This window comes from Micromonospora taraxaci, from assembly GCF_007830095.1.
Classification (GTDB): domain Bacteria; phylum Actinomycetota; class Actinomycetes; order Mycobacteriales; family Micromonosporaceae; genus Micromonospora; species Micromonospora taraxaci.
In genome coordinates this window covers 1,249,594-1,274,816 of the sequence record NZ_VIWZ01000001.1, presented here as the reverse complement: position 1 = coordinate 1,274,816, position 25,223 = coordinate 1,249,594, and the positions used below count along the sequence as shown (strand labels likewise).

Below are 25,223 nucleotides of genomic sequence, written 5' to 3'. Positions count from 1 at the left end.
CCCGTGTACGTCTCCGCGCGCAGCGACTACGCGCTCCGGGCGATGCTCGCCGTCGCCGCCAGTGGTGGCGGCGACGGCGAGAGCGGTGAGCTGGTGAAGGCCGCCAGCCTGGCCGAGGCGCAGGACATCCCGCTCAGCTTCCTCCAGGGCATCCTGCTCGACCTGCGCCGGGCCGGTCTGCTGCACAGCCATCGCGGCGCCGACGGCGGGTACGCGTTGACCCGTCCGCCGGACGAGATCACGGTCGGGGACGTGTTACGGGCGGTCGGCGGCTCGCTCACCACGGTGCGCGGCCTGCCGGCCGAGCGCGCCGGCTACCACGGGGTGGCCGCCGGCCTGACCGACGTCTGGTTGGCGGTGCACGGCGCGATCGCCACTGTGGTCGACAGCACCAGCCTGGCCGACCTGCTCACCCACGCTCCCACGACCTCGTGAGCCAGGGAGGCGGTGTGGTCGGGTCGGTGCCCCGCCGACCCGACCACACCTCGTACCGATCCTGACCGGGCCTGCCCCTCCGCCGGCGCCGGTCGGCCGGTCGCTGCTCAACCCACGCGTGCGACAGCGGGGCCGGAGCCCTGGTCACCGGGACCGCGCAGCTCCACCAGACCCGCGGGAGCGTTACCCGCCGAAGTGGCATGCCAGGGCGCGAAGGCCGCAACCATGGCGAGCAGCAGCCCGGCGAGCGCGACCGCGACCACCAGGATCAGTTCCCGCAGTGCACCCGAGCCGGCTTCGCCCGCCATGGTCACCCCTCCCGTGCCGGGCCCCCCGCCCGACATCCCCCGGTGGTCAGCCTCGACCACCCTCAGCCGGGACACAGTCGGCCAGCCGACCAAGGCGAGGCTGATTACCGACTCAGACGAGCGGTCGGACAGCGCGGCCGATCGGCCACCGCATCGTCCCCACTGACCGGGCCGCGACGGACCGGGACCAGAGCGCCGCGCGTCGACCGCCGGCCCGTCCCCACAAACGGAACCGACCCGCCCCGCGGAAGCGGGGCGGGTCGGTCGAGGCGCAGGAGATCAGACGGTACGGGGACGGCGCGGGCGGCGGGACCGGCCCGACGCCCGGTGCGCCGGGCGGGCGCCACCGTCGGCGGTGGAGCCGCCCGAGGTGCGGGCCCGGGCGGTCTGCGCCGGCGGCGGGGCGACGATGGTCACCGGTACGCCGGACGGCTCGCGGGCACCGGTCACCCGGGCCAACGCCTCGCCGTCGGCGCGCACCTGGACCGACTCGGGCCGGATACCGGCGGTGGCCATCAACCGGGACACGTCTCGGCGCTGCTCGGGCAGGACCAGGGTGACGACCGTGCCGGACTCGCCGGCCCGGGCGGTACGACCGCCCCGGTGCAGGTAGTCCTTCGCCTCGGTCGGCGGGTCCACGTTGACCACCATGTCCAAGCCGTCCACGTGGATGCCCCGGGCCGCCACGTCGGTGGCGACCAGTGCGGTCACCTGGCCGTTGCGGAACTGCTCCAGGATCCGGGTGCGCTGCGGCTGCGACTTGCCGCCGTGCAGCGCGGCCGCGCGTACCCCCTTGGACAGCAACTGGCGTGCCAGGCGGTCGGCGCGGTGCTTGGTGCCCATGAACAGGATGGTGCGGCCCTCGCGGGCGGCGATCCGGGTCAACGCGTCGGGCTTGTCCAGCGCGTCGACGTGCAGCACGTGGTGGGTCATCGCGGTGACGGTGGCGGTGCCCGGGTCGACCGAGTGGGTGACCGGGTTGCTCAGGAAGCGACGGACCAGCCGGTCGACGCCACCGTCCAGGGTGGCCGAGAAGAGCATCCGCTGCCCCTGCGGCGCGACCTGCTCCAACAGTTTGGTGACCTGCGGCAGGAAGCCCATGTCGGCCATCTGGTCTGCCTCGTCCAGCACGGTGATCTCGACCTGGTCGAGCCGGGCGTCACCGCGGTTGATCAGGTCGTGCAGGCGGCCGGGGGTGGCGACTACCACCTCGGCGCCAGCACGCAGGGCGTCCGCCTGCCGCTGCAACGACAGCCCGCCGACGACGGTGGCGCAACGCAGGCCGACGGCACGCGCGTACGGGGCGAGTGCGGTGGTGACCTGCTGGGCCAGTTCGCGGGTCGGCACCAGCACCAGGGCGAGCGGGCGGCCCGGACGGGCCTTACGGCCGGCGGTGCGGGACAGCAGCGGGAGCCCGAAGGCGAGGGTCTTGCCGGAGCCGGTACGACCCCGGCCCAGCACGTCCCGGCCGGCGAGCGAGTCGGGCAGCGTCGCCGACTGGATCGGGAACGGCTCGGTGATGCCCTGCGCGGTCAACGCGGTGAGCAACGCCGGAGCCAGGCCGGTATGTGCGAAAGAAGGAATAACTGTGGTCATGCGGAAGCCTTCCTCGACGCGGCACGTGTCGAGGGAGGGCGCCGAAAGTCGGCGCTGTCACCGGCGGCAGGAAGGCAGCCAGGACTCACAAGCACGAACCGATTGGAGTACGGGCCGGCCCGCCACCGGGCCGCCGCCTGCGTTGGCAGGCGGCGGCGAGGCGGGCCGGTCCCGTCACCGTCACACCCGGAGGGCGCGACAGGTAATGCTGACCGATCCGAAGATCAGAGCGGGCGGATGTTCTCCGCCTGCGGGCCCTTCTGGCCCTGGGTCACCTCGAACTCGACCCGCTGGTTCTCGTCCAGGCTCCGGTAGCCGGAGGACTGGATCGCCGAGAAGTGGGCGAAGACGTCAGCGCCGCCGCCGTCCGGGGTGATGAAGCCGAAGCCCTTGTCAGCGTTGAACCACTTCACGGTGCCAATAGCCATGTGTTTCGTCTCCTTGACGGAACGTCGGACCCGCACTTGTTGCGTGCCCGAAGAGGAGCGCTCCGCGCGGGGATGCGCGAATCGCCTGTCGCTTCTGGTCGCCCCGCCCGGAGAACTCCGGACACAACAAAGAGCGCCTGGGGCCACAATCCCGCCAGGCGCACACAGAGTCTCTGGTAACCAAAACTGCAACCCGGTCAACCTACCACGGATTTCCCCGCCATGGTCAATGTTGGGCGGAATCTTCGGGCAACTGCGTGATCATGGCCGTGAGCCCCGCCACGTCCAGCAGATCGGCAGGCCGGACGGTCACCCCGTGCCGGACGTAGTGGAACGCGGCGCCCACCCGGTCGACCGGCACACCGGCCAACTCCGCCCAGGCCAACCGGTACACGGCCAACTGCACGGCGGCCACGTCCGCCGCCGGCCCGGTCGGCTGCGCGCCGGTCTTCCAATCCACCACGTCGAACCGCCCACCCGGCCGGGCGAAGACCGCGTCCATCCGCCCCCGCACCACGACCCCGGCGATCACTGTGGCGAACGGCACCTCCACCTCCACCGGCGACCGGTCGGCCCACTCGCTGGCCAGGAACCGCTCCTGGAGCTCGACCAGTGCCTCGTCGGGCGCGGCGTCCGCGTCGGCCGCACCCGGCAACTCGTCCAGGTCCAGCAGGCGGTCAGCGCCGAAGCGCTGCTCCAACCAGGCGTGGAAGGCGGTGCCTCGACGCGCGTACGGGTTGGGTTCGGTCGGAACCGGACGACGCAGCGTACGGGCCAGCGCCGCCGGGTCACGCCGCAACGCCACCAGCTGGGTGACGCTCAACTGCCCGGGCAGTGCCACCTCGACCGCACCGGAGAGCCTGGTCAGCTCGGCCCGTTCGGCCAGCAGCAGATCCGCCTCGCGCTGCCAGCGCGCCACCTCCGGGTCCGGCTCCGGCTCCGTTCCCTGCTCGACCGACGCCAGTGGCCCGGCGGGCACCGCCCCGACCGGTCCGACCACCACCGCGCTCGGGCCGTCGGTCATCAGGCGGCGCACCAGCCCAGCCGCCTCCGCCAGCGCCGGCCGGCGGCCACCCAGCGGGTCGGCGGGCCACTCCGCGCGGAGCACCACCTCGGCCGTGGGGTTCGTCGCATCCGGAGTCGGCTCCGGCGCCCACACGTCGATCAGGTGCCCCGGCCCGCCGTCGAGGCACGCGTCGTACACCTCGCGGAGGAAGACCGACGGACCTCGCGGTCGCTTGATGCCCTCCCCCCACCAGTAGCCGGAGCAGAGCAGCAGCCGGCGCGGCCGGGTGACCGCCACGTACGTCAGCCGGCGCTCCTCCCGCTCGTCGTGGGCCCGCCACGCGTCGGTGAAGTCGGTCACCGCCCGAGCGATAGCCCGCTGGTCGGCCGCCTCGTCGAGCGCCAGCTCGGGCAACCCGTCCGCGTCACCGCGCAGCGGGAACGGCAGCACGCCCAGCCCGCCCAGCCAGTGGTCGGAGTTGCGGACCGGACCCGGCCACAGCCCTCGGCTCAGCCCGGCCACCGCCACCACGTCCCACTCCAGGCCCTTGGCGGCGTGTGCGGTGACCACCTGCACCGCGCCCTCCACCACCTCGACCTCGCCCGGTGCCAGGCCGCGCTCCTCGTCCTCGGCAGCGGCCAGGTACGACAGGAAGCCGGAGAGCGTCGCGCCCGGCGTCTCCCCACTGAAGCGGGCCGCCACGTCCCCCAACGCGTCCAGGTGCCCCCGGGCCAGACCCGCGTCGCCAGCGCCGTCGCGGCCGGCCCGCACCGCGACCTCCACGTCCAGGCCGATGGTCCGCTCGATGTCCGCGATCAGATCCGGCAGGGCCTGGTCCAGTCGGTAGCGCAGCAGGGCCAGCTCCAGCCCGTACGCGCGCAACCGAGCGAACCCCTCCGCCGAGTACGCCTGCGCCGGGCCGAGATCGGCCAGTGCCTCCACCAGGGTCGCCTCGTCCAGGAGGTCCGGGCTGATGTCCGAGGCGTCGTCGGCGGCGACCTGCCGACGGGAGTGGGCGATGGCCCGAGCCCGCCGGTGCAGCGCCACCAGGTCCCGTGGCCCGATCCGCCAACGGGCGCCGGTGAGCAACCGCAACAGCGCGGCACCGTCGGTCGGATCGGCCAGCACCCGCAGCGTGCAGACCACGTCACGGACCTCGGGAGTGTCCAGCAGGCCGCCCAGGCCGACCACCTCCACCGGAAGGCCGCGCTCGCGCAACGCCGACTCGATCGCCGGGATCTGGCTGCGTACCCGGACCAGCACGGCCGTCGTCGGACGCTGCGCCACCGGGATGTGCTCGGGAGCCGCGCCCGGCATCCGGGCCGCACCGCGCCAGGCGGCGAGCACGCTGTCCGCGATCCAGTCCGCCTCGTCGGCGTACGTCGACAGCATCGCGCAGTGCACAGTGCCCCCGGCCGCACCACCGGGGCTGCGGTGCGGGATCGGCTCCCGGACGGTCAACGCCGAGCGCAGCTCCGGCACCTGGGCGCCGGCCGCGCGCAGTGGGGTGGACAGCGCGTTCGCCACCCGCAGGATCTCCGGGCGGTTACGCCAGCTGGTGGTAAGGCCGAGCGCCGGTGCGGGCCGACCGTCGACGCGGGCGAACTCGGCGGGGAACCGGTCCAGGGTGCCGGCGCTGGCCCCCCGCCAGCCGTAGATGGACTGACACGGGTCGCCCACGGCGGTCACCGGGTGGCCGCCGCCGAACAGCGCGTTGAGCAGCACCACCTGGGCGTGGCTGGTGTCCTGGTACTCGTCGAGCAACACCACCCGGAAACGATCCCGCTCGATCTGGCCGACCGCCGGGTGGTCCCGGGCCACCCGTGCCGCACGGGCGAGCTGGTCGGCGAAGTCCATCGCCTCGAAGTCCTCCTTGCGCCGGGCGTACGCCCGCACCAGCGGCAGCAGGCGCAGCCGGGTCTGTTGCAGGGTGAGCGCCTTGCGCACGTCGGCGTACACGCGGCCCGGCCGGGACTGCACCTCGGCAAAGAATCGTCCCGTCCAGGCCGCCAGCTGGTCCGGTGCGACCAGGTGCTCGTCCAGCTCGCCGGCGAGCGCCAGCACCGCGTCGGTGATGGTGCTCGGCATCCGGTCCACCTCGGACATGTCACCGTCGTAGTTGCGCACCAGCAGGTCGACCAACTGCCACCGGGAGGCCTCGGTGAGCAGCCGCGTGGACGGCTCGTAACCGGCCCGCAGCCCGTGCTCGGTGACGATCCGTCCGGCGTACGAGTGGTAGGTGGAGATGGTCGGCTCACCGGCGAGCGGGTCGTCCAGTGGGTCCCGCCCCTGCCGGCCGACTCTGCGGATCAGTTGATCGAGCCGGGCACGGACCCGGTGGGCCAGCTCGCCGGCCGCCTTTCGGGTGAAGGTCAGCCCGAGGATCTGCTCCGGGCGCACGTACGAGTTGGCCACCAACCAGACCACCCGCGCGGCCATCGTCTCGGTCTTGCCCGACCCGGCGCCCGCGACCACCAGCAGCGGCTCCACCGGGGCGGCGATGATCGCGGCCTGCTCCCGGGTGGGCGCCGGCAACCGCAGCAGCTTGGCCAGCTCCGTCGGCGTGTACCGGGGGCCGGAGTCCGCCCGCCGGGGCGTCGGCGCGGGGCCCCCTCCGAACAGGGTGGGCTGGGTCATCAGTTCTCCGGGGGACGGACGGTCGGCGGCTCGACCACCTGGCGTCCCTGCCCGGAGACCGGGCAGCTGGTCCGCACCGGGCAGACCCGGCACTTCGAGTTGGCCACCGCGGCGAACGTGGCGGCTGCCATCGTATCGGCGGTGCGCCGGACCAGCGCCGTCGCCCAGCCGGCCGCCGGACCTTCGCCGGCCGCCGGCTGGTTCTGCTCCCGGGCGTCCTTGGCGGAGGTGCCGAGCTGCACCAGCGCGGCGCCCCCCGACTCGTCCCCGAACTCGGCGAACGCTCCCGCCTCCACCGCCGCCTGGTACGCGCCGAGCTGCGGATGTTCGGCCAGCTCGGCACCGGTGACGGCGGTGGACTTGCCGGTCTTCAGGTCGATCACCACGAGCCGCCCGGCCTCGTCGACTTCCAACCGGTCGACCCGCCCGGCCAGATCCACGGGCCGGTTCGGATCGTCCAGGCGGACGGCGAACTCGTGCTCGATGGCGAGCAGCCGCCGCGGGTTGGTGGCCAACCAGCGCAGCAGCTTGTCGACCATCGCCTCGGCGCGCTCGCGCTCCGGCCCGGCCATCCACCGGGCGGCCAACTCGATCGCGTCGAACCGGGCGGCCACGTAGTCGAGCAGAGCTCCCCGGTCGGCGCTGGCGTCCTCGGCGAGCATCGCGGCGGCGTGGACCAGGTTGCCCACGCCCTGCGCCGTGCTGGTCGGGCCGCTACCGCCGTGCCGTTCCAGCAACCACCGCAGGCTGCACCGCAGTGCGCTCTCCATCGCCGACGGGGTGACCCGTACCGGCTTACCCTCGTCGACCAGCGGCCGGTCGTCGGAGAGCGCGCGCAACCCCCACCAGTCGTCGGGGTGGGCGCCGGGCACCCCGGCGGCGGCGAGCCGCGCCAGCTCGGCCGCCGCGGCGCGCCGCCGGCCCGCCGGAGCGGCCGGGTCGGTGATGGCGGTACGCAGCTCCGCGACAAGCGCCGGCAGGGTGAGCGCCCGGGGTGGACGGGTCACCGGCAGCGCCCCGGGACGGTCCGCCTCCGCGTCGCCGTCATTCACGTCGCCGCCGGTCCCACTGCCGGTCCCGCCGTCGGCGAGGGGCCTGCGGTCGTCGGAGGGCGTACCGCTGGGCACACCGCCGGCAGCGCCTCCGCGCTGCGGACCGTTGCGCGGGCCGGGCGGTGCGGTCGGGTCGGCCGGTCCGGCGCCGTCCGGCGGTCGGGGCGGCGTGCTGGGGACCAGCTCGTGCAGGAACCGGCTCGGCTGTTCCTCGTGGTCGTCACCGCCGACGGCGGCCGATGCGACGGCGCTGACCAGCAACCGGTGCCGGGCCCGGCTGATGGCGACGTGGAAGAGCCGGCGCTCCTCGTCCAGCAACGCGGAGGTCTGACCCACCACGTTCGCCGCGGTCGCCCCGTCGACGGACCGACCGGCCAACACGTCGACCAGCCGCTCGGAACCGAGCAGGCTGCCGCGCAGTCGAAGGTCCGGCCAGATGCCCTCCTGTACGCCGGCCACCGCGACCAGGTCCCACTCCAGGCCCTTCGCGGCGTGCGCGGTGAGCAGGCGTACCGCCGCGCCCCGGTCGGCGGTCGGCGCGATGGTGTCGGCCGGCAGGTCCTGGGCGAGCACGTGGTCGAGGAAGACCTCGGTGCGCGCACCGGGCAGTCGGTCGGTGAACCGGGCCGCCGCGTCGAAGAGCACCAGCACGGCGTCCAGGTCGCGGTCGGCCGCCTCGGCCCGCCGCCGCCGGGCCAGGTCACCCTCACCGGCCGCCGGCCGGCCCTGGATGATCGCGCCCGCCCAGCGCTCGGCGAGGTTGCTGGCGTGCCAGACCGCCCAGAGCACGTCCTCGGCGGTCGACCCGGGTCGGGCGGCGGCGTCCCGCGCGCAGGCCAGCAGCCCGGCCACCGCCTGCGCCGGCTCGGCCCAGTGCCGGTCGATGTCGGCCAGCTCCGCGGGATCGCGCAGCGCCTCCACGATCAGCTCCCCGGACGGGCGTCGGTCACCGCCGGCCAGCGCGAGCGCGCGGAGGCCCTGCCGCAGCCGCCGCTCGGCCAGTGGGTCGGCGCCGCCCAGAGGCGAGTGCAGCAGCGCGACCGCCGCCTCCTCGTCCAGACGGTCCGGTTCCAGCGCGCAACGCAGCAGGAGGAGCAACGGCGCGACCGCCGGTTGCAGGTGCAGGGGCAGGTCCTCGCCGTGCACCACTGTGGGTACGCCGGCCGCGTGCAACGCCCGTCGCAGGGTGGGCAACTGCAACGCGGTGGACCGCACCAGCACCGCCATCCGCGACCAGGGCACGCCGTCGAGCAGATGGGCCGAGCGCAGTGCGTGGGCCAGCCACGAAGCCTCGCTGGTCGCGGAGCGGAACGTGTGGACCTCGACCGTCCCGGGCGGCGCGTCCGGCAGCGGGTGCAGCCGACGGTGCGCCGCCGGACCGCGCAGCCGACGGCCCAGCCGAGCGACAGCCGCGAGCAGATCCGGCCCGGCCCGGTACGACGTGGACAGCAGCACCTGTGCGGCCGGCGCCCCGGACGCGGTGCGGAAGCGGTGCGGGAACGTGGCCACCCCGGCCGGGTCGGCACCCCGGAAGGCGTACGTGGAGGAGTCCGGGTCGGCGAACGCGACGAGTGACGTGCCTCCGGCGGCGATGACCGAGAGCAGCTCCATCTGGGCGGGGTCGGTGTCGGCCAGCTCGTCGAGGTAGACGTGGGCGAGGCGGCGGCGTTCGGCGGCCAGCAACTCCTCGTCGTCGCGCAGCAGCCCGGTGGCCGCCCGGACCAGCTCGGCCGGGTCGTACGCGATGGAGCCCCGGTTGCTGACGTCGCGCAGCGCGAGCACGCTGACGTACTCCCGGAGGAAGCGGGCGGCAGCCGGCCAGTCGTCGCGGCCGAGCTTCTCGCCCAGCCGGGCCAGGTCGACCGGGCCCACGCCCCGCTCGGCGGCGCGCATGAGCAGGTCGCGTAGTTGACCGGCGAACGCCCGGGTACGCAGGGCGGGGCGCAGGTCGGTCGGCCAGCCGACGGGGTCGTCCTCGGGCTCCTCGCCCACCACGTCCAGCAGCTCGCGGATGATCAGATCCTGTTCGGGGCCGGTGAGCAGCCGGGGCGAGGGCTCACCCCGCTCGGCGGCGGCCCGGCGGAGCAACCCGAAGGCGTACGCCGGGAAGGTGCGCACCAGCGGCTCGCGCAACACCCGGTGGCCGTCCTGCGCGATCCGGGCCTCGATGCGCTGCCGCAGCGCGGTGGCTCCTCGACGGCCGAAGGTCAGCACCAGGATCCGTTCCGGATCGACCCCCTCGGCCACCCGGGCGGCGACCGCCTCGACCAGGGTGCTGGTCTTGCCGGTGCCCGGGCCGCCGAGCACGAGCATCGGGCCGTCGGTGTGCCCGACCACCTCGGCCTGCACGGGGTCGACCCGTCGGCCAGACGCCCCGCCGTCCCGGTCGGCCAGCCCGCTGCCGACGACGCCACCAGCGGCCGGGGCGCTCTGGTCGGTGAGCACGGTGCCGTCGGCGCTGCCGCCAGGCACGCCGTCGTCCTCCCGCGCCGGCCCACCAGACCGCCGCACCAACCGGTACGCCTGCATCAGCTCATCCCATCAAACCCGTACGACACCCACCCGCCCCCACCCCATCCAGGCCCCACCCCACCCCATCCAGCTCCGTCGATCATGAAGTTAGCGGCGCGACACGCCGACAGCGGCACCGCTAACTTCATGATCAACCGGAGGGAGCGGAGGGGACGGGGGACGGGGATCAGGTCAGGCGGGACTCCAGCGCGTCCAGGGCTTCCGGGACGGTGGTGGCCACCGTGAGGAGGTCGCGGCCTGCGGTCTTCAGGAAGTTCTGCTCGGCCAGGCTGTCGAGCCAGTCCAGCAGGGGGCGGAAGAACCCGTCGGTGTCGATCAGCACCATGGGCTTGGCGTGCAGGGCGAGGGTCGCGGTGGTCCAGACCTCGAACAGCTCGTCCAGGGTGCCCAGCCCGCCGGGCAGGGTGAGGAAGGCGTCCGACTTCTCGATCATCAGGGTCTTGCGGCTGGCCATCGAGTCGGTGACCAGCAGTTCGTCCGAGGCCAGGTCGGCGACCTCCAGATCGACGAGCGACTGGGGGATCACCCCGAGGGTGCGCCCACCGGCGGACCGCGCGCCGTCCGCCAGCGCTCCCATCATGCCGACGCAGCCTCCGCCGCTGACCAGCGTGTGCCCACGCCGGGCCAGCTCGGCGCCGGTCTCGGTGGCCAGGTCCAACCAGCGTTGGTCCAGGGTGCGGGACGAGGCGCAGAAGACGCAGATCGCCGCCATCAGTTGTCCCGCGGCTGCTCGGCGGCCTGAACGGCTGCGGCCTGCTGGTCAGCGCCGGTACGGGCGACGACCTCGTCGCGGACCGCCTCCTGCTCGGCGGACAGTGCGGCCTCGGCCTCGACGATGTGCCGGACCGCCGCGTTGACGTCGTCGGTGAGACAGATCAGCTCCAGGTCGACCGGGCCGATCTTGCCGTCGGCGGCCATCGTGTCGCGCAGCCAGTCCAGCAGCCCTTGCCAGTACGCGACTCCCATCAGCACCACCGGGAACCGGGTGACCTTGCCGGTCTGCACCAGGGTGAGCGCCTCGAACAGCTCGTCCATGGTGCCGAAACCGCCGGGCAGCACGACGAACGCCTGGGCGTACTTGACGAACATGGTCTTGCGGGCGAAGAAGTAGCGGAAGTCGATGGCCAGGTCGACCCACTCGTTGATGCCCTGCTCGAACGGGAGCTCGATGCCGAGCCCGACGGAGAGCCCGCCCGCCTCGCTGGCACCACGGTTGGCGGCCTCCATCACACCGGGCCCACCCCCGGTGATCACCGCGTAGCCGGCCCGGGCGAGCGCGCCGCCCAACTGCTCGGCCAGCTGACACTCGGCGCTGTCCGGTCCGCTGCGCGCGGAGCCGAAGACGCTGACGGCCGGCGGCAGGTCGGCGAGGGTGTCGAAGCCCTCGACGAACTCGGAGAGGATGCGCAGCGCGCGCCAGGCGTCCTTGGTCTTCCAGTCGCCCCGGCCCCGCGAATCCAGCAACCGCTGGTCGGCCGTGCTGCTCGGGATCGCACCTCTGCGCAGTGTGACCGCTCCCCGGTGTCGCTCCTGCCCGGGACCGCGACCGGCCTCCCGCCCGTTGCTCTGGCTCATGGAGCAACCGTAGTGGAGCAGCACCCGCCGGGTGCGCGGGGCGGGGACGCCGAGAAATAGTTCGCGATCAAGGGCAACTATTCGGCTCTCCCGTACGTCTTACTATTCACATACCGGGTATGCCCCGGCGCGCGCCTTCGGGGGAGGAGACAGCGTGATCAGTAACAGCGAGATGGTCCGCATCCGTCGCCAGATGCAGCGACGAATCCGAGACGTCGTGGCCGAACGCCGCCGCACCCGGGACCTGAACCTCTCCCCCGCCTCCCCCGCACCAACCGGATCCGATCAAGAGGTTTGCGTCGCCGACAACGGGCCAGGCTGACGCAAACCTCTTGATCACCGGGGCCGAGAGCCCCGCGACCGGTCAGGCCGGGGCCAGCCAGCGGTGCAGGGTCGCCGCGCCGTCACGGATCTTGCTGATCTCGACGTGCTCGTCAGGGTGGTGGGCGAGGTTCGGGTCACCGGGGCCGAAGTTCAGCGCGGGGATGCCCATGGCCGCGAACCGGGCCACGTCCGTCCAGCCCAGCTTGCCGATCGGCGCAGCGCCCACCGCCGCCAGGAACTCCTTCGCCGGAGCCGCCTCCAGCCCGGGAGCGGCGCCGGGCGCGATGTCGGTCACCACCACCTCGAAGCCAGCGAACACCTCCCGCAGGTGCGCCTCGGCCTCGGCGGGACTGCGATCCGGGGCGAACCGGTAGTTGACCTCGATCTCACAGTGGTCGGGGACCACGTTGCCCGCCACTCCACCGCCGATCCGCACCGCGTTCATGCCCTCGCGGTAGTCGCAGCCGTCGATCGTGACCCGACGGGCCTCGTACGTCTGAAGGCGTCGCAGCACCTCACCAGCGGCGTGGATGGCGTTCACCCCGTGCCAGGAGCGCGCCGAGTGGGCGCGCACCCCGGTAGTGGTGACCACCGAGCGCATGGTGCCCTGGCAGCCCGCCTCGACGATGCCGTACGTCGGCTCCAGCAGCACCGCGAAGTCCGCCTCCAGCCACTCCGGGTACGCCTGGGCGACCAGGTTCAGCCCGTTGTACCGGGACTCGATCTCCTCGGCCTCGTAGAAGAAGTACGTCACGTCGTAGCGCGGGTCGGGCAGCGTCACCGCGAGGTGCAGCGCGTACGCGGTGCCGGACTTCATGTCGGAGGTGCCACAGCCGTACATCAGGTCGCCACGCATGGTCGACGGGAAGTTGTTGTTGAGCGGCACGGTGTCCAGGTGCCCGGCCAGCACGACGCGCTGCGACCGACCGAGGTCGGTGCGCGCCATCACGGTGTTGCCGTGCCGGTGGGTGCTCAGGTGCGGTACGCCTCGCAGGACCTCTTCGACGCAGTCGGCGATCGCCTTCTCGTTGAGGGACACGGACTCGATGTCGACCAGAGCGCGGGTCAGCTGTACCGGATCGGCGAGGACCTCGGGGGTCAGCGGGTTCTCCATGATTCGCACGGTACCTTCAGGTCTGTCAGCGTGAGCAGTGAGCTGAGGCCAGCCGGCCGCTACCGAGAGGTGTAACAGTGACGTCCGCAGATTCGGCCTGGGGCATCGGCCTGGCCACGGTCACCGCAGACGAGCAGGTGCTCGACACCTGGTACCCGACCGGCAAGCTGGGCCTGGGTGAGCTGCCGCTGGTTGCCGGCGAGGACAAGGCGGACGTGCTCGACCTGCCGCCGGCCGCGCTCGGCGACCGGGCGCTACCTGGTCTGCGTACCGTCCAGGTGGTCACGGTGATCTCGCTGGACGACCCGATCAAGGACGCGTCCGACGCGTACCTTCGTCTGCACCTGCTCTCGCACCGCCTGGTGCGACCCAACCAGCTCAACCTGGACGGCATCTTCGGCAAGCTGGCCAACGTGGCCTGGACGTCCGCCGGGCCGTGCCCTCCGGAGCGGGTGGACGAGCTGCGGGTCATCGAGCGGGCGGCGGGCCGGCACCTGTCGGTGTACGGGGTGGACAAGTTCCCCCGGATGACCGACTACGTGGTGCCCTCCGGTGTGCGGATCGCCGACGCCGACCGGGTCCGCCTCGGCGCCCACCTGGCCGCCGGCACGACGGTGATGCACGAGGGCTTCGTCAACTTCAACGCCGGCACCGTCGGCACCTCAATGGTCGAGGGACGGATCGTGCAGGGCGTGCTCGTCGGCGACGGCTCCGACATCGGCGGTGGCGCCTCGATCATGGGCACCCTGTCCGGCGGCGGCACCGAGAAGATCAGCATCGGCGAGCGGAGCCTGGTCGGCGCGAACGCCGGGGTCGGCATCACCCTCGGCGACGACTGCGTGGTCGAGGCCGGCTGCTACATCACGGCCGCGTCGAAGGTCACCCTCCCCGACGGCCGGGTGGTCAAGGCCCGCGAGCTGTCCGGCGTCGACGGGCTGCTGTTCTGGCGCAACTCGGTGACCGGCGCGCTGGAGGCGAAGCCGCGCACCGGCCGGGGCATCGAGCTGAACGCCGCCCTGCACGCCAACGACTGACGTCCCCGCCGGGTCCGCGGCACTCGGCCGCGGACCCGGCGGGGGTACGCCTCAGCGCAACCGGTACGCCTGGATGATCTTCTCGGTCACCGTGTTGCCGGCGGCGTCCTTGGCGGTGGCCCGCAGGGACGCGTAGCCGGGCCCGGCGGGATGCCGGACAGTTGCCGTCCAACCGTGCCCGCCGTGCCGCACCCGGGCGGACTGCCACGTCTTGCCTCCGTCGTAGGAGACGTCCACGGTCAGCTTGGTCACCCGGGACCCGGCAGCACCGGGCTGACGCTGCACCTGCACCGGGATGACCAGACTCCGTCCGGCGGGAGCCGCGTTGTCCACGCTCAGCGGTGGCGTGAACCGGATGGCCGACACCGGCAGTTGCCGGTAGTCGTCCCCGCCGACGTGCCGGGAACGGAACGTCCACGCCGTGCTGACCTCGGTGCTGAGGTCGGTGAAGCTCCGCTTGGCCGACACCTCCAACCGGTACGCCGCCGCGCCGGGTGGCACTGCGAACGCGCCGAAGCCGGTGTCCGACGACTCACCGACCAGCACACCGTTGCGGTAGAGGGCGGTCCGGGCGGTGTCGACGACCGAACCACCGGCGTGCCCCTCGGCATCGCTGTGCAGGGGAACGTCCACCTGGATCTCGTCACCGATCCGGGTGACGCCCTGGCCGGGCCAACGCGGGGCCGGGAAGGTCGGACCGTAGGGCGCGCCACCCCAACTCTCCCGGGTGTGTCGGCCGGGCCGGTACGTGCGCGACTCGCTCATCAGCGCTGCCTTGAAATCGGTCCACCATTCTTCGATGTCGCCCCAGAACGACAGCTCCGAGGACCAGCTCACATCTCGGGTGCTGTAGTGCTCGACCCGCTGCCCGGGCACCACTGTGGGCACTCCGGCCGCCCAACCACCCAGACCCGGGCCGAACTGCGGGAAGACCACCCGATCCGCCTTCAGACCCACATAGCCGCCCTTGAACTGCTGAGTGACGGTCGCCAACTCCGAGCTGCGGTAGGTCTTGTCGAAGCCGGTCGGCAACCGGCCGGGGAAGGTCTCGCTGAGCGCGTACAGGTAGGGGCTGTGCGCCACCTCCAGATCCGCCCACTGGCTGGCGATGTTTCCGACGAACTTCTTGCCGGAGACAGCCCGACCAAGCTGTCCGGTCGCCAGCCCGGTGAAGTCGAACGCGAGAAGGCCGAAGCCGTAGCCGCCGCCGTCCGTGCCGAGGAACGTCGCTCCGATGTCCACCAGTGCCGGCTTGGCCGACCGATCGGGGACCGCCGTACGCACCGGCCGGGCCTTCCGGTTGTCGACGGTCACCGCGGTGTCGGCGTCCACGACCAGCTCCGGTTGGGCGAACTGGGTGGCCCCGTCCTCGAAGAAGAGGATGCTGACGAGCCCGTAACGACCCTTGGGCAAACGGACGTCGGCGGTGCCGTCCGGGTCGTACAGGTCGTAGGACCTGAAGGTGTCCAGGTCGACCAACGTGGTGATGTGGTCGGTCGCGGGCGCTCCGGTGGAATTCAGGTGGCGCACCGTGACCTGGTAGCTCTCCACCTCCCGGTTGACAGCGATCGGGGTGACCGCGACGGTCTCCCCGGAGCGGGCCACGATCCGCCCGGTCCAGTAGCCGTCGGTGCCGATCCGGGTGTCCGCGGTGACAGTGGTGCCGGCGCTGCCACCCGCGGGCACGGTGACCTGGGCCGCCGCCAGGGTGAACAGGCCGGCCGGTGCCGGCTGGCCCTCCGGCCCGGTCACCTCGAGGGTGAGGTCCAGGGTGATCGGGTTCGGCCCGTCGTTGCGCCAGTCGACAGTCCGGGTGACCGGGGTGTCGTCGTCGTGCGGCCAGGCCGGTTGCCCGAAGCCGACGCTGACCGGGTCGCTGACCACCCGCTGGGTGATCGCCCGGGCCACGTCGACCCGTCCGGCACCCTGCTGGAAGGAGGTCTGCTCCGGGTGCGGCTTCGCCGACGCCATCAGGGTCGCCTTGAGCTGGGCCGCCGCCCAGCCGCTGTGCTGCTGGGCGATCAGCGCCACCGCGCCGGTGACGTGCGGGGCGGCCATCGAGGTGCCGGAGATGGTGACGTAGGAGTCGCCCACCGGATCGCCGAGCAGCGTTCCCTCACCCCGGGCGGCGACGATGTCGACGCCGGGAGCCGTCAGGTCCGGCTTCAGCCCGCCGTCGCCCACCCGGGGGCCTCGGCTGGAGAAGTCGGCCAGGGCGTCGTCCCGGTCCACCGCGCCCACCGACAGCGCGGCGTCAGCCGTGCTCGGCGAGCTGACCGAGCCGTCGGTGCCGTCGTTGCCGGAGGAGATCACGAAGAGCGCACCGGTCTGCGCGGTCAACGACTCGACGGCCGCCTCCAGCGGGTCGACGTCGGGCGTGTCCGTACCGCCCAGACTCATGTTGATCACGTCGGCGTTCTGGTCGACGGCGGCCCACTGCATGCCGGCCAGGATCGCCGAGTCCGGGCAGCCGAAGTCCTCGCAGACCTTGCCGTTGAGCAGCGTGGCGTCCGGTGCGACGCCCCGGTACTTGCCGCCCGAGGCAGCGCCACTGCCGGCGATGATCGAGGCGACGTGGGTGCCGTGGCCCACTGTGTCACCGGCATCGGTGGCCTCGGTGAAGTTGTGCGACTCGGCGACCCGGCCCGCCAGGTCGGGGTGGTCGGCGTCGATGCCGGTGTCCAGCACCGCGACGCGTACCCCCTGACCGGTGAAGCCTGCCTGGTGCGCGGCCGGCGCGCCGATCTGCGGCACGCTGTGGTCCAGCGTGACGTGTCGACGGCCGTCGAGCCAGATTCGGTCGGCACCCCCCGCCGTGCCGACCCGGGCGTTCGCGCCGGTGAGCGCTGCCCAGACCGTCGCTACCCGCTTCTTGTCCGCTGTCGCGGCGACCCCGCCGATTGCGGGCAGCTGCGCGGTGACGGTCAGCCCGGTGGGTGCGGCGGCCCGCTGCCGAGCGCCCGCGCCGCCTGCGACGAGCACCGGAAGGTTGTCCCGCCGGGCGTCGTCGTAACCGGCGGCGATCAGCCCGGTCACATTGAACAGTCGCCGGTCGACCCGACCGGACCGGACCAGCGGCACTGCGTCCTGCGGCAGCACGGTGACCTGACCGCGGTCACGGGTGGTGACGAAGCGCAGATGAGCCCGGCCCGGGCCGGGCCGGACGGCAGCCGACCCGGACGCGGTGACGGTGACCTGGTCACCCGTGAGCAGGGTGACGGTCTTCGTGGTGGAGACGCCGGCCGCGGCACGCGGGGCGGCGTCGGGTGCGGTGCTGGTGGGTGGGCTGGCCACGGCGAGCGCTGGAGCGCCCAGGACGAGGGCTGCTACCGCGGTGACGGCTGTGGTCATTTTTCTGCGTCGATGCAACGGATCCTCCTCGGTGGAGCGTCGATACCGATGACGGGGTTCCATAGACCGAAGCCAGTATTACATACCCGGTATGCAGAAAAGGGGTCGAAAATATGACGGACCTGCCAACCCACGAGCGGGATGGCAGGCATCATCGACCGGATGACCTCCATGAAGGACCGCATGCTCGCCGGCGAGCCGTACCTCGCTGACGATCCCGAGATCATCGCCGACCTGGACCGCGCCGCCCTGCTGATGGAACGCTTCAACACCAGCGCCGCAACCGATCCGCAGGCCCGCCTCAAGGCGCTCCGCGACCTCCTCGGCGAACTCGGCGAGGGCACGTGGATCCGCCCACCGTTCTACTGCGACTACGGCTGGCAGATCCGGATCGGGCCGCGTAGTTTCGTCAACTACCACGCCGTCTTCCTCGACGTCGCGCCGATCGTCATCGGCGCCGACGTCCAGATCGGACCGAACGTCCAGCTCCTGACCCCGACACATCCGGTCGAGCCCGGTCCCCGCCGCGACAAGTGGGAGGCCGCCAAGCCGATCACCATTGAGGACAACGTGTGGCTCGGCGGCGGTGCCATCGTGCTCGCCGGCGCGACGATCGGTGCGAACACAGTCGTCGGCGCGGGCGCTGTGGTCACCCGGGACCTGCCGCCCAACGTGGTCGCCGTCGGCAACCCCGCCCGACCGGTCCGAGAGCTGGACTGACGCTCGCCGCCCTCGACGAGCCGGTCAGGCCGCCGGTGGATCGGGGAGGCGGACGACCAGGTCGGCCCGCTCGGCAGTGGGGGTGATCAGAGCCGCGTTGGCCTCGTCACTGCCCAACGCCCACTCGCGGGCCTGCTCCGGCGACCGCCCGAACGCCTCGTGCCGGGCGGTCAGCCGCCGGTGGCGGATCTCCGCATCCAGGTCCAGGAACCACGTCTCGTGCAGCAGCGGCGGAATCTCCCACCACGGGTCGTCGTGCAGCAGCAGGTAATTGCCCTCGGTCACCACCAGTCGCACCGACGGCTGCACCTCGATCGCCCCGGCGACCGGCTCCTCCAGCTCCCGCCGGAACTCCGGTGCGTAGACCGAGGCCGGCTCAAGACGGCGCAACCGGCGCAGCATCGAGACGTACCCGTTGGCGTCGAAGGTGTCCGCCGCGCCCTTGCGTTCGGCGCGGCCCAGCCGGACCAACTGTGACTGGGCCAGGTGGAAGCCGTCCATCGGAACCAGCCGCGCCGTCGGCCCCACCTCGGCGACGATCAACTCGGCCAGCGTGGACTTCCCGGCACCCGGCGCGCCGGCGATGCCGAGCAGTTGTCGCGGCCCGGCCTCGGCCAGCACCAGCGCCCGTTCGACCAGCTCGTCGACGGACAGCACCTGGGCCGGTGGCATCAGTCGAGGACCGGGGCGCTGATCGTGAATCGCGCCTGCACCGCCGCCTGCACCGTCTGCGGCTGCGGATCCAGCTCGAGCTCCGGCGCGCCACCACCCGCGCCACCCCCGGCGAACGCCGCGCGGGCGAACATCGGTCGGTCGGCCGGGCCGGCGTCGGCCAACTCGATCAGTGCCGTGACCCGGGCACCGAGCGCCTCCGCGTACTCCCGGGCCCGCAGCAACGCGTCGCCGATCGCGGCGTGTCGGGCCTCCCGGTGTGCGGGGCTGTCCGGGCGAAGCTCCCACCAGGGCCCGGCCACCTCGACCTGGTCCTGGTCGGCCAACCGGAGCATCAGCTCACCGAGGGCGGTGAAGTCGGTGACGGTGACGGTGGTCGTCACGCTGCCGTGCCACGCGACCACCCGCTCGCCCGAACGCCGGGTTTCCGGCCGCACCCGCAGGTCGCCGGTCTCCCGCCGAGCCACAGTGGGCCCGGAACCGTCGAGCAGCACCCGGACGGCGGCAGCCCGCTCGGCCAACCGGGTCAGCGTCGCCTCCCGGTCCCGGTCACGCGCTGTCGCGGTGACCGCGAACCGGGCCAGCTCGGGCGGCACTTCCCGGTACGCCTCGCCGCGCACCTGCACCACCGGACCGTCCGTCGCCATGCCCTCAGCCTAGTCAGCCACCGGGAGCCGTGCAGTGTAGGAAACCGCCTCGGAGTCGACCTGACACCCGGTCAGGTGCCCACCGACGTCGCCCAGCCCGCGCAACCAGGCCACCTCGGCGGCACCGTCGCCGTCGACCGGGAACTCCCGGTTCGCACCGGTGAAACGCCGGTCCGACAACGCGCAACGGGCAGCCCTGGCCTCCGCGTACCGGGCGACGAGCGCCGCTGCGTCGTCGGCCCGCAGGGCGGCGGCCAGCCCGTCCAGGAAGGCGCGGACCTCGTCCAGTTCGTGCAGGACCCGGTCGCGGTTGCCGAGCAACATGTTCGCGGTCCGCTCGGCCGGTGTGCCGGCCACCCGAGTGCCGTCGGAGAAACTGCCCGCGGCCAGCGTCAGCACGGCGTCGCGCAGCGGCGCCCGCTGCGTCGCACCGGCCAGCGCCCCGGCCAGCAGGTGTGGCACATGTGAGGCGAGCGCCGCCGCCGAGTCGTGTGCCGGCGCCGCCATCGGTACGACGCGGGCAGCGAACACCTCCACCAGCAGCCCGGTCAGCCAGCGGAAGGCCGCCGTCGCGGTGCCCGGCGCCGGGCAGAGCACCCAGGCTGCACCGGTCAGCAGGGTCGGCGAGGCGGCGGTCAGGCCGGCGGACTCCGCGCCGGCCATCGGGTGCCCGGGAACGAACCGGTCGGCGAGCCCGAGTCGATCGGCCGCTTCCGCCACCTCGACCTTGGTGCTGCCCACGTCGGTGAGCACGCAGCCGGGCGCGGTCAGCTCGGCGACCCGGGCCAGGGTGTGCGCAAGAGTGGGCAGCGGACCGCAGAGGAAGACCACGTCCCGACCGGCCACGGCCTGCTCGACAGTGGCCGGGGCGACCACGCCCCGGAGTTGGGCCCGCTCGCGGGTGGCCGGGTCCGGATCCCATCCGACGACGTCCAGGCCGACCTCGGCCAGGCGCAGCAGCACGGAGCCGCCGATCAGGCCGGTGCCGATCACGGCCGCACGCACTCCGGCGTACCGCCCGGTCGTGCCGTCGGTCATCGCCGGCCGCCCGGGGTCAGGCCCGCAGCCGGCCGGCGACCGCCGCGACGTGCTCGTCGGACTCGGTCAGCGCGACCCGGACGTGCTGCCCGGCGGTGGGGCCGTAGAAGACTCCGGCAGCGACCAGGATGCCCCGACGAGCCAGCCAGTCGACGGTCTCCCAGCAGTCCTCACCGCGGGTGAGCCACAGGTAGAGACCCGCCTCGGAGTGCTCGACGGTGAACCCGGCCTCGGTGAACGCGGCCCGGAGCACCTCACGCCGGGCGCGGTAGCGCTCCCGCTGCTCCTCGGCGTGTCGCTCGTCGTCCAGCGCGGCCACCATCGCCGCCTGCACGGGGGCGGGCACGATCATGCCCGCGTGCTTGCGCACCTTGAGCAGCTCGGCGACGAGCGCCGGGTCACCGGCGACGAACCCGGCCCGGTAGCCGGCCAGGTTGGACCGCTTGGACAGCGAGTGCAGGGCGAGCACCCCGGCGTAACTGCCTCCGCTGACCTGCGGGGACAGCACGGAGACCGGCTCCGCCGACCAGCCCAGAGGCAGGTAGCACTCGTCGCTGGCGACCACCGCGCCGCGCTCCCGGGCCCAGTCGACCACCTTGCGCAGATGCGCTGCGGGCAGCACCCGCCCGGTCGGGTTGCCGGGCGAGTTGACCCAGACCAACCGGACCCGCGAGGTCGGCCCGACCGAGGTGAGCGAGTCGGTGCGCACGACTGTGGCGCCGGCCAGCCGGGCACCGTCCTCGTACGTGGGGTACGCGATCGACGGCACCACCACCACGTCACCCGGACCGATGCCGAGCAGGGTGGGCAGCCACGCGACCAGCTCCTTCGAGCCGATCGTCGGCAGCACTCCGAGACCGTCGACACCTGCGCCGCAGGCCCTTGACACCCACGCCGCGATCGCGGCCCGCAGCGCCGGCGTGCCGGCGGTCAGCGGGTAACCGGGAGCGTCGGACGCGTCAGCCAGGGCTCGACGGATCACCTCGGGCACCGGGTCGACCGGCGTACCCATGGAGAGGTTGATCAGGCCCTCCGGATGCGCCGCGGCCAGGGTGGCCGCGGCGTCCAGGGTGTCCCAGGTGAACTCGGGCAGCCGCGACGAGACCGGCGCGGGCCGGTTCAGTGGCCCTCGCCGCGCGGCGGCTGCGCGGCGACGAAGGTGGCGTCCTTCTCCACCTTGCCGACCTTCGAGGCGCCACCGGGCGAGCCCAGGTCCTCGAAGAACTCGTAGTTGGCGCCGGTGTAGTCCTTCCACTGCTCCGGGACGTCGTCCTCGTAGAAGATCGCCTCCACCGGGCAGACGGGCTCACAGGCACCACAGTCGACGCACTCGTCGGGGTGGATGTAGAGCATCCGGTTGCCCTCGTAAATGCAGTCGACCGGGCACTCCTCGATGCATGCCTTGTCGAGCACATCCACGCACGGCTCGGCGATGATGTAGGTCACCGGTCTTCTCCTCCGCAGACACGTCGCGATCTCCCGCGACGGTTAGAGCCTAGTATCTCGCCGGGGAGGGGGTCGATCGTGCTCCGACAGCAGGATGTGGGACACCGAATCGTGGTCCGCCGGATTGTGGGGATTCGCGAAGGCCGCCCGCTCTTCTCCGATGCCCTCGGCGAGCTGGTGGAGCTGAGCGAGACTCATCTCACGCTGGCCACCGCGAAGGGGCCGCTGCGGGTTCCGGTGGCACAGGTGCACCGTGCCAAGCGCGTGCCGGCGACCCGTCGACCGACCGCGGCGGCCGTCGTGGCGCTGGAGCGGGCCGCCGACGAGGCCTGGCCGGCACCGACGCGTGGCCGGCTCGGCGACTGGCTGCTCCGGTCGGCGGACGGCTGGACCGGGCGGGCCAACTCGGCGCTGCCGATCGGCGACCCGGACCGCCCGCTGCCCGCCGCCGTGGACGCTGTCGAGCGCTGGTACGCCGAGCAGGGCCAGCCCGCGATGATCAACACGCCGCTGCCGCTCGCCGCGCCGGTCGGCACGGAACTGGACGCCCGCGGCTGGACCGCCCGACCGCCGACACTGGTGCAGACCGCCCCACTTCCCCTGCCGCCCGAGGGCCGACCAGCCCCGCCTCAGGGGGACGCGGCGAGCGCCCCGACCGCTGCCGCCAGCGGGTCGAGCAACACGGAGGTCGAGCTGGCCGCCGACGCCGCCGGCGAGCTGCCCACCGGTGCCGCCGGTGCGTGGCGCGGCGCGGTCGTCGAGCTGGCCACCGCGCCGAGCGCGGACTGGCTCGCAGTCGCCGCCGGACGCAAGGGCGGCCTACCGGAGGCCGCCCGGCACGTGCTCACCGCCGTGGACCAGGTCCGCTTCGCCCACGTGTACGTCGGCGACACGCTGGTGGCTGTCGGCCGGGGCACGGTGACCGGCCAGGGGCGCTGGTTGGGCCTCAGCCTGATCGAGGTGGTGCCGGCGGCACGCCGACAGGGCCTGGCCCGTCGGGTGATCCACGAGCTGACCACCTGGGGCATGTCGGCCGGCGCGACACACGCATTCCTCCAGGTCGAGCAGCACAACACGGCGGCGGTCACGCTCTACCGGCAGCTCGGCTTCACCACCCACCACACCTACCTGACCCGGGTCGCCCCGCACTGACCCCGGTCGCCGCGCACTGACCCCGACTGCTCGGCCTCGGCCCGCCCGGCCGCGCCCGGCACCCGCTCTCGGCGGTGATCCACTCGCGTTCAAGGAAACCGGGCCATCCGATGCGGCCTGACCCCGCGACTTCCTGAAACCCGAGTCGATCACCGCCAGCACGCCGGCCGAGGCACGCCGGCCGGGAGCACGCGGGCCGAGGGCGACGCTGCCGGGTCAGCGGCGGACGACCCGGCGGGGCTTGGCGGCCTTCACCTCGGCGTACCGCTTGAGCTGCTGCGAGCGGTAGTCGCGCCCGAGCGCGGTGAGCACCAGGTAGCCGACCAGCAACCCTGCGCCGGTGGCGAGCAGGTAGAGCCAGATCTGGGCGAAGAACGTCGGCGCGCCGCCAGCGAAGGGGTTGTGACCGATCAGCAGGGGCCCGACCAGCACGGTCAACACCATCGCCACCGGCACCACGAGGGCCATGTCGGCGGCCCAGCCCGCCAGCGGCCGACGACCACCCCAGCGGAAGGCGACCACCGCCAGGATCAGCCCGATCACCGCGAACATCGCCAACGACACCCGGTCGGCGGCGGTGTCGTCGCCCTCGAAGCCGAACCGGATGATCAGCCGGGCGATCACGTTCACCGCGAACAGGGCCGCAACGAGCACCCCGATGTCACGCCACCGCTTGTCCATCGCCGGACCTCCCGCCGTACGCCCCGTCGCGGGGCCCCCATCTCTGGCAGGAATATCTACCACTCCTACCTGGGTGACGTCATCAGCCGCCGAGCGTGTGTGTCGGGGCGAGGATCTGCCGGAAGCCCATCACCGCGAAGGTCATCGCGCCGGCCACGATCATGGCCAGGCCGACCCAGTTGTCTCCGGCCAGCAGCAGGTCGCCCTCGCTGGTCCGGACAGCGGCCACGGCCATGAGCGCGAACCAGGGCACCGCCGGCAACGCCACCGCCCACCTGCGGCCGACCGCTTCGTACGCGAACCAGCTCAGCACGATGTTGGCGCCGACGGCGATGAGTGCCGAGACGCCGATCAGGTAACCACCTACGCGGACCGTGGCGAGCAGCAACTCCAGCACCCCGGTCAGCACCCCGGCGACCACCACGATGATCGCGCCGGCCACCCGCACGCCGAGGTCCAGCAGGCGCGGTGGTGGCCCCGCCGGAGGCGGGGCGGTCTGGTCGTCCACGACCGTCATCGACGCGGCGGGCGAGGTCACCGGAGACCGGCCGCCGCGACCGGAGACCGGTCCGGGGCGGTCTCCTCGGGCAGCCCGGCGAAGAGGTCGTCCTCCCAGCCGTACGGCCCGGCGCCCGGGCCCTTCTCGCCCACGGCGAGGGTGAAGTACTCCACGCCCATGAACTCGCCACCGAAGTTGCCGGCGATCGAGTAGAGCCAGGAGTTGGCCGGAATCTGGGTGGCGTGCGCCCGCATCGCGGCTTCCTTGGCCAAGTGCTGGTCGGTGCCGTCGATCTGGGCGGCGATCTCGGCGTCCGGGGTGCCGAAGGGCAGGTCGGCGATGTCCTCGATGCCGCCGAACGGGTTGTCGGAGGATTCCGCGAACTGCGTCATCCCGGCCTCCAGCACGCTGAGCGGCATCGCCGTCCAGTAGACCTTGAGCGGGGCGCAGCCCTCGGCGGCGGCCAACTCGACGGCGCGCATCGCCACCCGGTGCGCCTGGATGTGGTCGGGGTGGCCGTAGAAGCCGTTCGGGTCGTACGTGACGAGCACCTGCGGGCGTACCTCCCGCATGATCTCGACCAGGTGCCCCGCGGCCTCGTCGAGGTCGGCCTGCCAGAAGGCGCGGGGGTGCTCGTTGGTCGCGAGCCCCATCATCCCCGAGTCGCGGTAGCGGCCGGCGCCGCCGAGGAAGCGGTGGTCACTGACGCCGAGGGCGGCGCACGCGGCGGTCAGCTCGGCGATCCGGTACCCGCCGAGCTGGTCGGCCTCGGCGGCGACGAGCTGGGACAGCGCGGGGACGTGCACCTCGCCCTCCTCGCCGAGGGTGCAGGTCACCAGCGTGACGTGCGCGCCCTGCGCGGCGTAGTGGGCCATCGTCGAGCCGGTGCCGATCGACTCGTCGTCGGGGTGCGCGTGGACCAGCAGCAGGCGGCGGTCGGGCAGCATCGTCACGACGGTCACTCTAACCGGCAGTT

General features: G+C 72.9%; 21 protein-coding genes. 4 read left to right on the top strand and 17 right to left on the bottom strand.

Features of this window, described 5'->3' with window-relative positions; all coding sequences use genetic code 11:
* Positions 1-3: 3 nt before the first annotated feature.
* Complete coding sequence (locus tag FHU34_RS06075; protein ID WP_145779072.1) at positions 4-435, top strand: RrF2 family transcriptional regulator; 432 nt, start codon at positions 4-6, stop codon at positions 433-435.
* Positions 436-542: 107 nt separating this feature from the next.
* Here FHU34_RS06075 and FHU34_RS06070 read toward each other — a convergent pair whose 3' ends face one another.
* The 8 genes from FHU34_RS06070 to dapE all read right to left on the bottom strand — a co-directional run bounded on the left by FHU34_RS06070 (position 543) and on the right by dapE (position 13,007).
* Positions 543-743: a hypothetical protein gene (locus tag FHU34_RS06070; RefSeq protein WP_145779071.1), complete on the bottom strand. Its 201-nt coding sequence runs from the start codon at positions 741-743 to the stop codon at positions 543-545.
* A 279-nt stretch (positions 744-1,022) separates the two neighbouring features.
* Positions 1,023-2,339, bottom strand: coding sequence for a DEAD/DEAH box helicase (locus tag FHU34_RS06065; RefSeq protein ID WP_145779070.1), 1,317 nt, complete (start codon positions 2,337-2,339; stop codon positions 1,023-1,025).
* A gap of 224 nt (positions 2,340-2,563) precedes the next feature.
* Positions 2,564-2,767, bottom strand: a complete 204-nt coding sequence (gene cspE, locus FHU34_RS06060; RefSeq protein WP_007464836.1) for a transcription antiterminator/RNA stability regulator CspE — start codon at positions 2,765-2,767, stop codon at positions 2,564-2,566.
* A gap of 226 nt (positions 2,768-2,993) precedes the next feature.
* The gene (locus FHU34_RS06055; RefSeq protein ID WP_145779069.1) at positions 2,994-6,410 is read right to left on the bottom strand and encodes an ATP-dependent helicase; all 3,417 of its coding nucleotides are present in this window, start codon (positions 6,408-6,410) and stop codon (positions 2,994-2,996) included.
* Complete coding sequence (locus FHU34_RS06050; protein ID WP_145779068.1) at positions 6,410-9,991, bottom strand: ATP-dependent helicase; 3,582 nt, start codon at positions 9,989-9,991, stop codon at positions 6,410-6,412. Before FHU34_RS06050 ends, FHU34_RS06055 begins: the two co-directional genes overlap by 1 nt.
* 169 nt (positions 9,992-10,160) lie before the next feature.
* Positions 10,161-10,706 (bottom strand): LOG family protein, encoded by a 546-nt coding sequence (locus tag FHU34_RS06045; protein ID WP_145779067.1) that lies wholly within the window; start codon positions 10,704-10,706, stop codon positions 10,161-10,163.
* Positions 10,706-11,569: an LOG family protein gene (locus FHU34_RS06040; protein ID WP_145779066.1), complete on the bottom strand. Its 864-nt coding sequence runs from the start codon at positions 11,567-11,569 to the stop codon at positions 10,706-10,708. Before FHU34_RS06040 ends, FHU34_RS06045 begins: the two co-directional genes overlap by 1 nt.
* A 364-nt stretch (positions 11,570-11,933) precedes the next feature.
* A complete protein-coding gene (dapE, locus tag FHU34_RS06035) occupies positions 11,934-13,007 on the bottom strand; it encodes a succinyl-diaminopimelate desuccinylase (protein WP_145779065.1) in 1,074 nt (357 codons plus the stop codon).
* Positions 13,008-13,084: 77 nt separating this feature from the next.
* Here dapE and dapD point away from each other — a divergent pair, with 77 nt between their 5' ends.
* Positions 13,085-14,041, top strand: coding sequence for a 2,3,4,5-tetrahydropyridine-2,6-dicarboxylate N-succinyltransferase (gene dapD, locus FHU34_RS06030; protein WP_145779064.1), 957 nt, complete (start codon positions 13,085-13,087; stop codon positions 14,039-14,041).
* Positions 14,042-14,092: 51 nt separating this feature from the next.
* Here the strand turns inward: dapD and FHU34_RS06025 are convergent, their stop codons facing one another.
* Entirely contained in the window at positions 14,093-17,392 is a 3,300-nt protein-coding gene (locus tag FHU34_RS06025) for a S8 family serine peptidase (RefSeq protein ID WP_145779063.1), read from the bottom strand.
* Positions 17,393-17,554: 162 nt separating this feature from the next.
* Here FHU34_RS06025 and FHU34_RS06020 point away from each other — a divergent pair, with 162 nt between their 5' ends.
* Positions 17,555-18,112 carry a sugar O-acetyltransferase gene (locus FHU34_RS06020; RefSeq protein ID WP_145779062.1) on the top strand — a complete coding sequence of 186 codons (558 nt, stop codon included), beginning with the start codon at positions 17,555-17,557 and terminating at the stop codon, positions 18,110-18,112.
* A 24-nt stretch (positions 18,113-18,136) separates the two neighbouring features.
* Here FHU34_RS06020 and FHU34_RS06015 read toward each other — a convergent pair whose 3' ends face one another.
* From FHU34_RS06015 to fdxA, 5 genes are read right to left on the bottom strand one after another with little or no spacing between them, the layout of a single operon-like run.
* Positions 18,137-18,784 carry a nucleoside/nucleotide kinase family protein gene (locus FHU34_RS06015; protein WP_145779061.1) on the bottom strand — a complete coding sequence of 216 codons (648 nt, stop codon included), beginning with the start codon at positions 18,782-18,784 and terminating at the stop codon, positions 18,137-18,139.
* On the bottom strand, positions 18,784-19,431 hold the full coding sequence (locus FHU34_RS06010; RefSeq protein ID WP_145779060.1) for an SIMPL domain-containing protein: 648 nt from the start codon (positions 19,429-19,431) through the stop codon (positions 18,784-18,786). Before FHU34_RS06010 ends, FHU34_RS06015 begins: the two co-directional genes overlap by 1 nt.
* Positions 19,432-19,440: 9 nt before the next feature.
* Complete coding sequence (locus FHU34_RS06005) at positions 19,441-20,469, bottom strand: prephenate dehydrogenase (protein ID WP_145779059.1); 1,029 nt, start codon at positions 20,467-20,469, stop codon at positions 19,441-19,443.
* Positions 20,470-20,485: 16 nt separating this feature from the next.
* Entirely contained in the window at positions 20,486-21,592 is a 1,107-nt protein-coding gene (gene dapC, locus FHU34_RS06000; RefSeq protein WP_167524931.1) for a succinyldiaminopimelate transaminase, read from the bottom strand.
* Positions 21,589-21,915: a ferredoxin gene (fdxA, locus tag FHU34_RS33555; RefSeq protein ID WP_030490464.1), complete on the bottom strand. Its 327-nt coding sequence runs from the start codon at positions 21,913-21,915 to the stop codon at positions 21,589-21,591. The genes dapC and fdxA overlap by 4 nt, the downstream gene beginning before the upstream one ends.
* Positions 21,916-21,993: 78 nt before the next feature.
* Between fdxA and FHU34_RS05990 the strand changes: the two genes are divergently transcribed.
* Entirely contained in the window at positions 21,994-23,067 is a 1,074-nt protein-coding gene (locus FHU34_RS05990; protein ID WP_145779057.1) for a GNAT family N-acetyltransferase, read from the top strand.
* A 216-nt stretch (positions 23,068-23,283) separates the two neighbouring features.
* Here FHU34_RS05990 and FHU34_RS05985 read toward each other — a convergent pair whose 3' ends face one another.
* The 3 genes from FHU34_RS05985 to mshB all read right to left on the bottom strand — a co-directional run bounded on the left by FHU34_RS05985 (position 23,284) and on the right by mshB (position 25,209).
* Positions 23,284-23,748, bottom strand: a complete 465-nt coding sequence (locus FHU34_RS05985) for a hypothetical protein (protein WP_145779056.1) — start codon at positions 23,746-23,748, stop codon at positions 23,284-23,286.
* An 82-nt stretch (positions 23,749-23,830) separates the two neighbouring features.
* The gene (locus tag FHU34_RS05980) at positions 23,831-24,265 is read right to left on the bottom strand and encodes a hypothetical protein (protein WP_145779055.1); all 435 of its coding nucleotides are present in this window, start codon (positions 24,263-24,265) and stop codon (positions 23,831-23,833) included.
* 17 nt (positions 24,266-24,282) lie between these two features.
* Complete coding sequence (gene mshB / locus FHU34_RS05975) at positions 24,283-25,209, bottom strand: N-acetyl-1-D-myo-inositol-2-amino-2-deoxy-alpha-D-glucopyranoside deacetylase (protein WP_208744929.1); 927 nt, start codon at positions 25,207-25,209, stop codon at positions 24,283-24,285.
* Between the last annotated feature and the right edge of the window lie 14 nt (positions 25,210-25,223).

Bases quoted from the DNA above. Each gene is read 5' to 3' on its own strand.
- FHU34_RS06020 (WP_145779062.1), top strand. From the start codon at position 17,555: ATGACCTCCATGAAGGACCGCATGCTCGCCGGCGAGCCGTACCTCGCT.
- FHU34_RS06050 (WP_145779068.1), bottom strand. From the start codon at position 9,991: ATGCAGGCGTACCGGTTGGTGCGGCGGTCTGGTGGGCCGGCGCGGGAG.
- FHU34_RS05985 (WP_145779056.1), bottom strand. From the start codon at position 23,748: ATGGACAAGCGGTGGCGTGACATCGGGGTGCTCGTTGCGGCCCTGTTC.
- FHU34_RS06025 (WP_145779063.1), bottom strand. From the start codon at position 17,392: ATGACCACAGCCGTCACCGCGGTAGCAGCCCTCGTCCTGGGCGCTCCA.
- FHU34_RS06015 (WP_145779061.1), bottom strand. From the start codon at position 18,784: ATGCCACCGGCCCAGGTGCTGTCCGTCGACGAGCTGGTCGAACGGGCG.
- FHU34_RS06005 (WP_145779059.1), bottom strand. From the start codon at position 20,469: ATGACCGACGGCACGACCGGGCGGTACGCCGGAGTGCGTGCGGCCGTG.
- FHU34_RS06040 (WP_145779066.1), bottom strand. From the start codon at position 11,569: ATGAGCCAGAGCAACGGGCGGGAGGCCGGTCGCGGTCCCGGGCAGGAG.
- cspE (WP_007464836.1), bottom strand. From the start codon at position 2,767: ATGGCTATTGGCACCGTGAAGTGGTTCAACGCTGACAAGGGCTTCGGC.
- FHU34_RS06045 (WP_145779067.1), bottom strand. From the start codon at position 10,706: ATGGCGGCGATCTGCGTCTTCTGCGCCTCGTCCCGCACCCTGGACCAA.
- FHU34_RS06065 (WP_145779070.1), bottom strand. From the start codon at position 2,339: ATGACCACAGTTATTCCTTCTTTCGCACATACCGGCCTGGCTCCGGCG.
- FHU34_RS06055 (WP_145779069.1), bottom strand. From the start codon at position 6,410: ATGACCCAGCCCACCCTGTTCGGAGGGGGCCCCGCGCCGACGCCCCGG.
- dapE (WP_145779065.1), bottom strand. From the start codon at position 13,007: ATGGAGAACCCGCTGACCCCCGAGGTCCTCGCCGATCCGGTACAGCTG.
- FHU34_RS06070 (WP_145779071.1), bottom strand. From the start codon at position 743: ATGGCGGGCGAAGCCGGCTCGGGTGCACTGCGGGAACTGATCCTGGTG.
- FHU34_RS05980 (WP_145779055.1), bottom strand. From the start codon at position 24,265: ATGACGGTCGTGGACGACCAGACCGCCCCGCCTCCGGCGGGGCCACCA.
- FHU34_RS06010 (WP_145779060.1), bottom strand. From the start codon at position 19,431: ATGGCGACGGACGGTCCGGTGGTGCAGGTGCGCGGCGAGGCGTACCGG.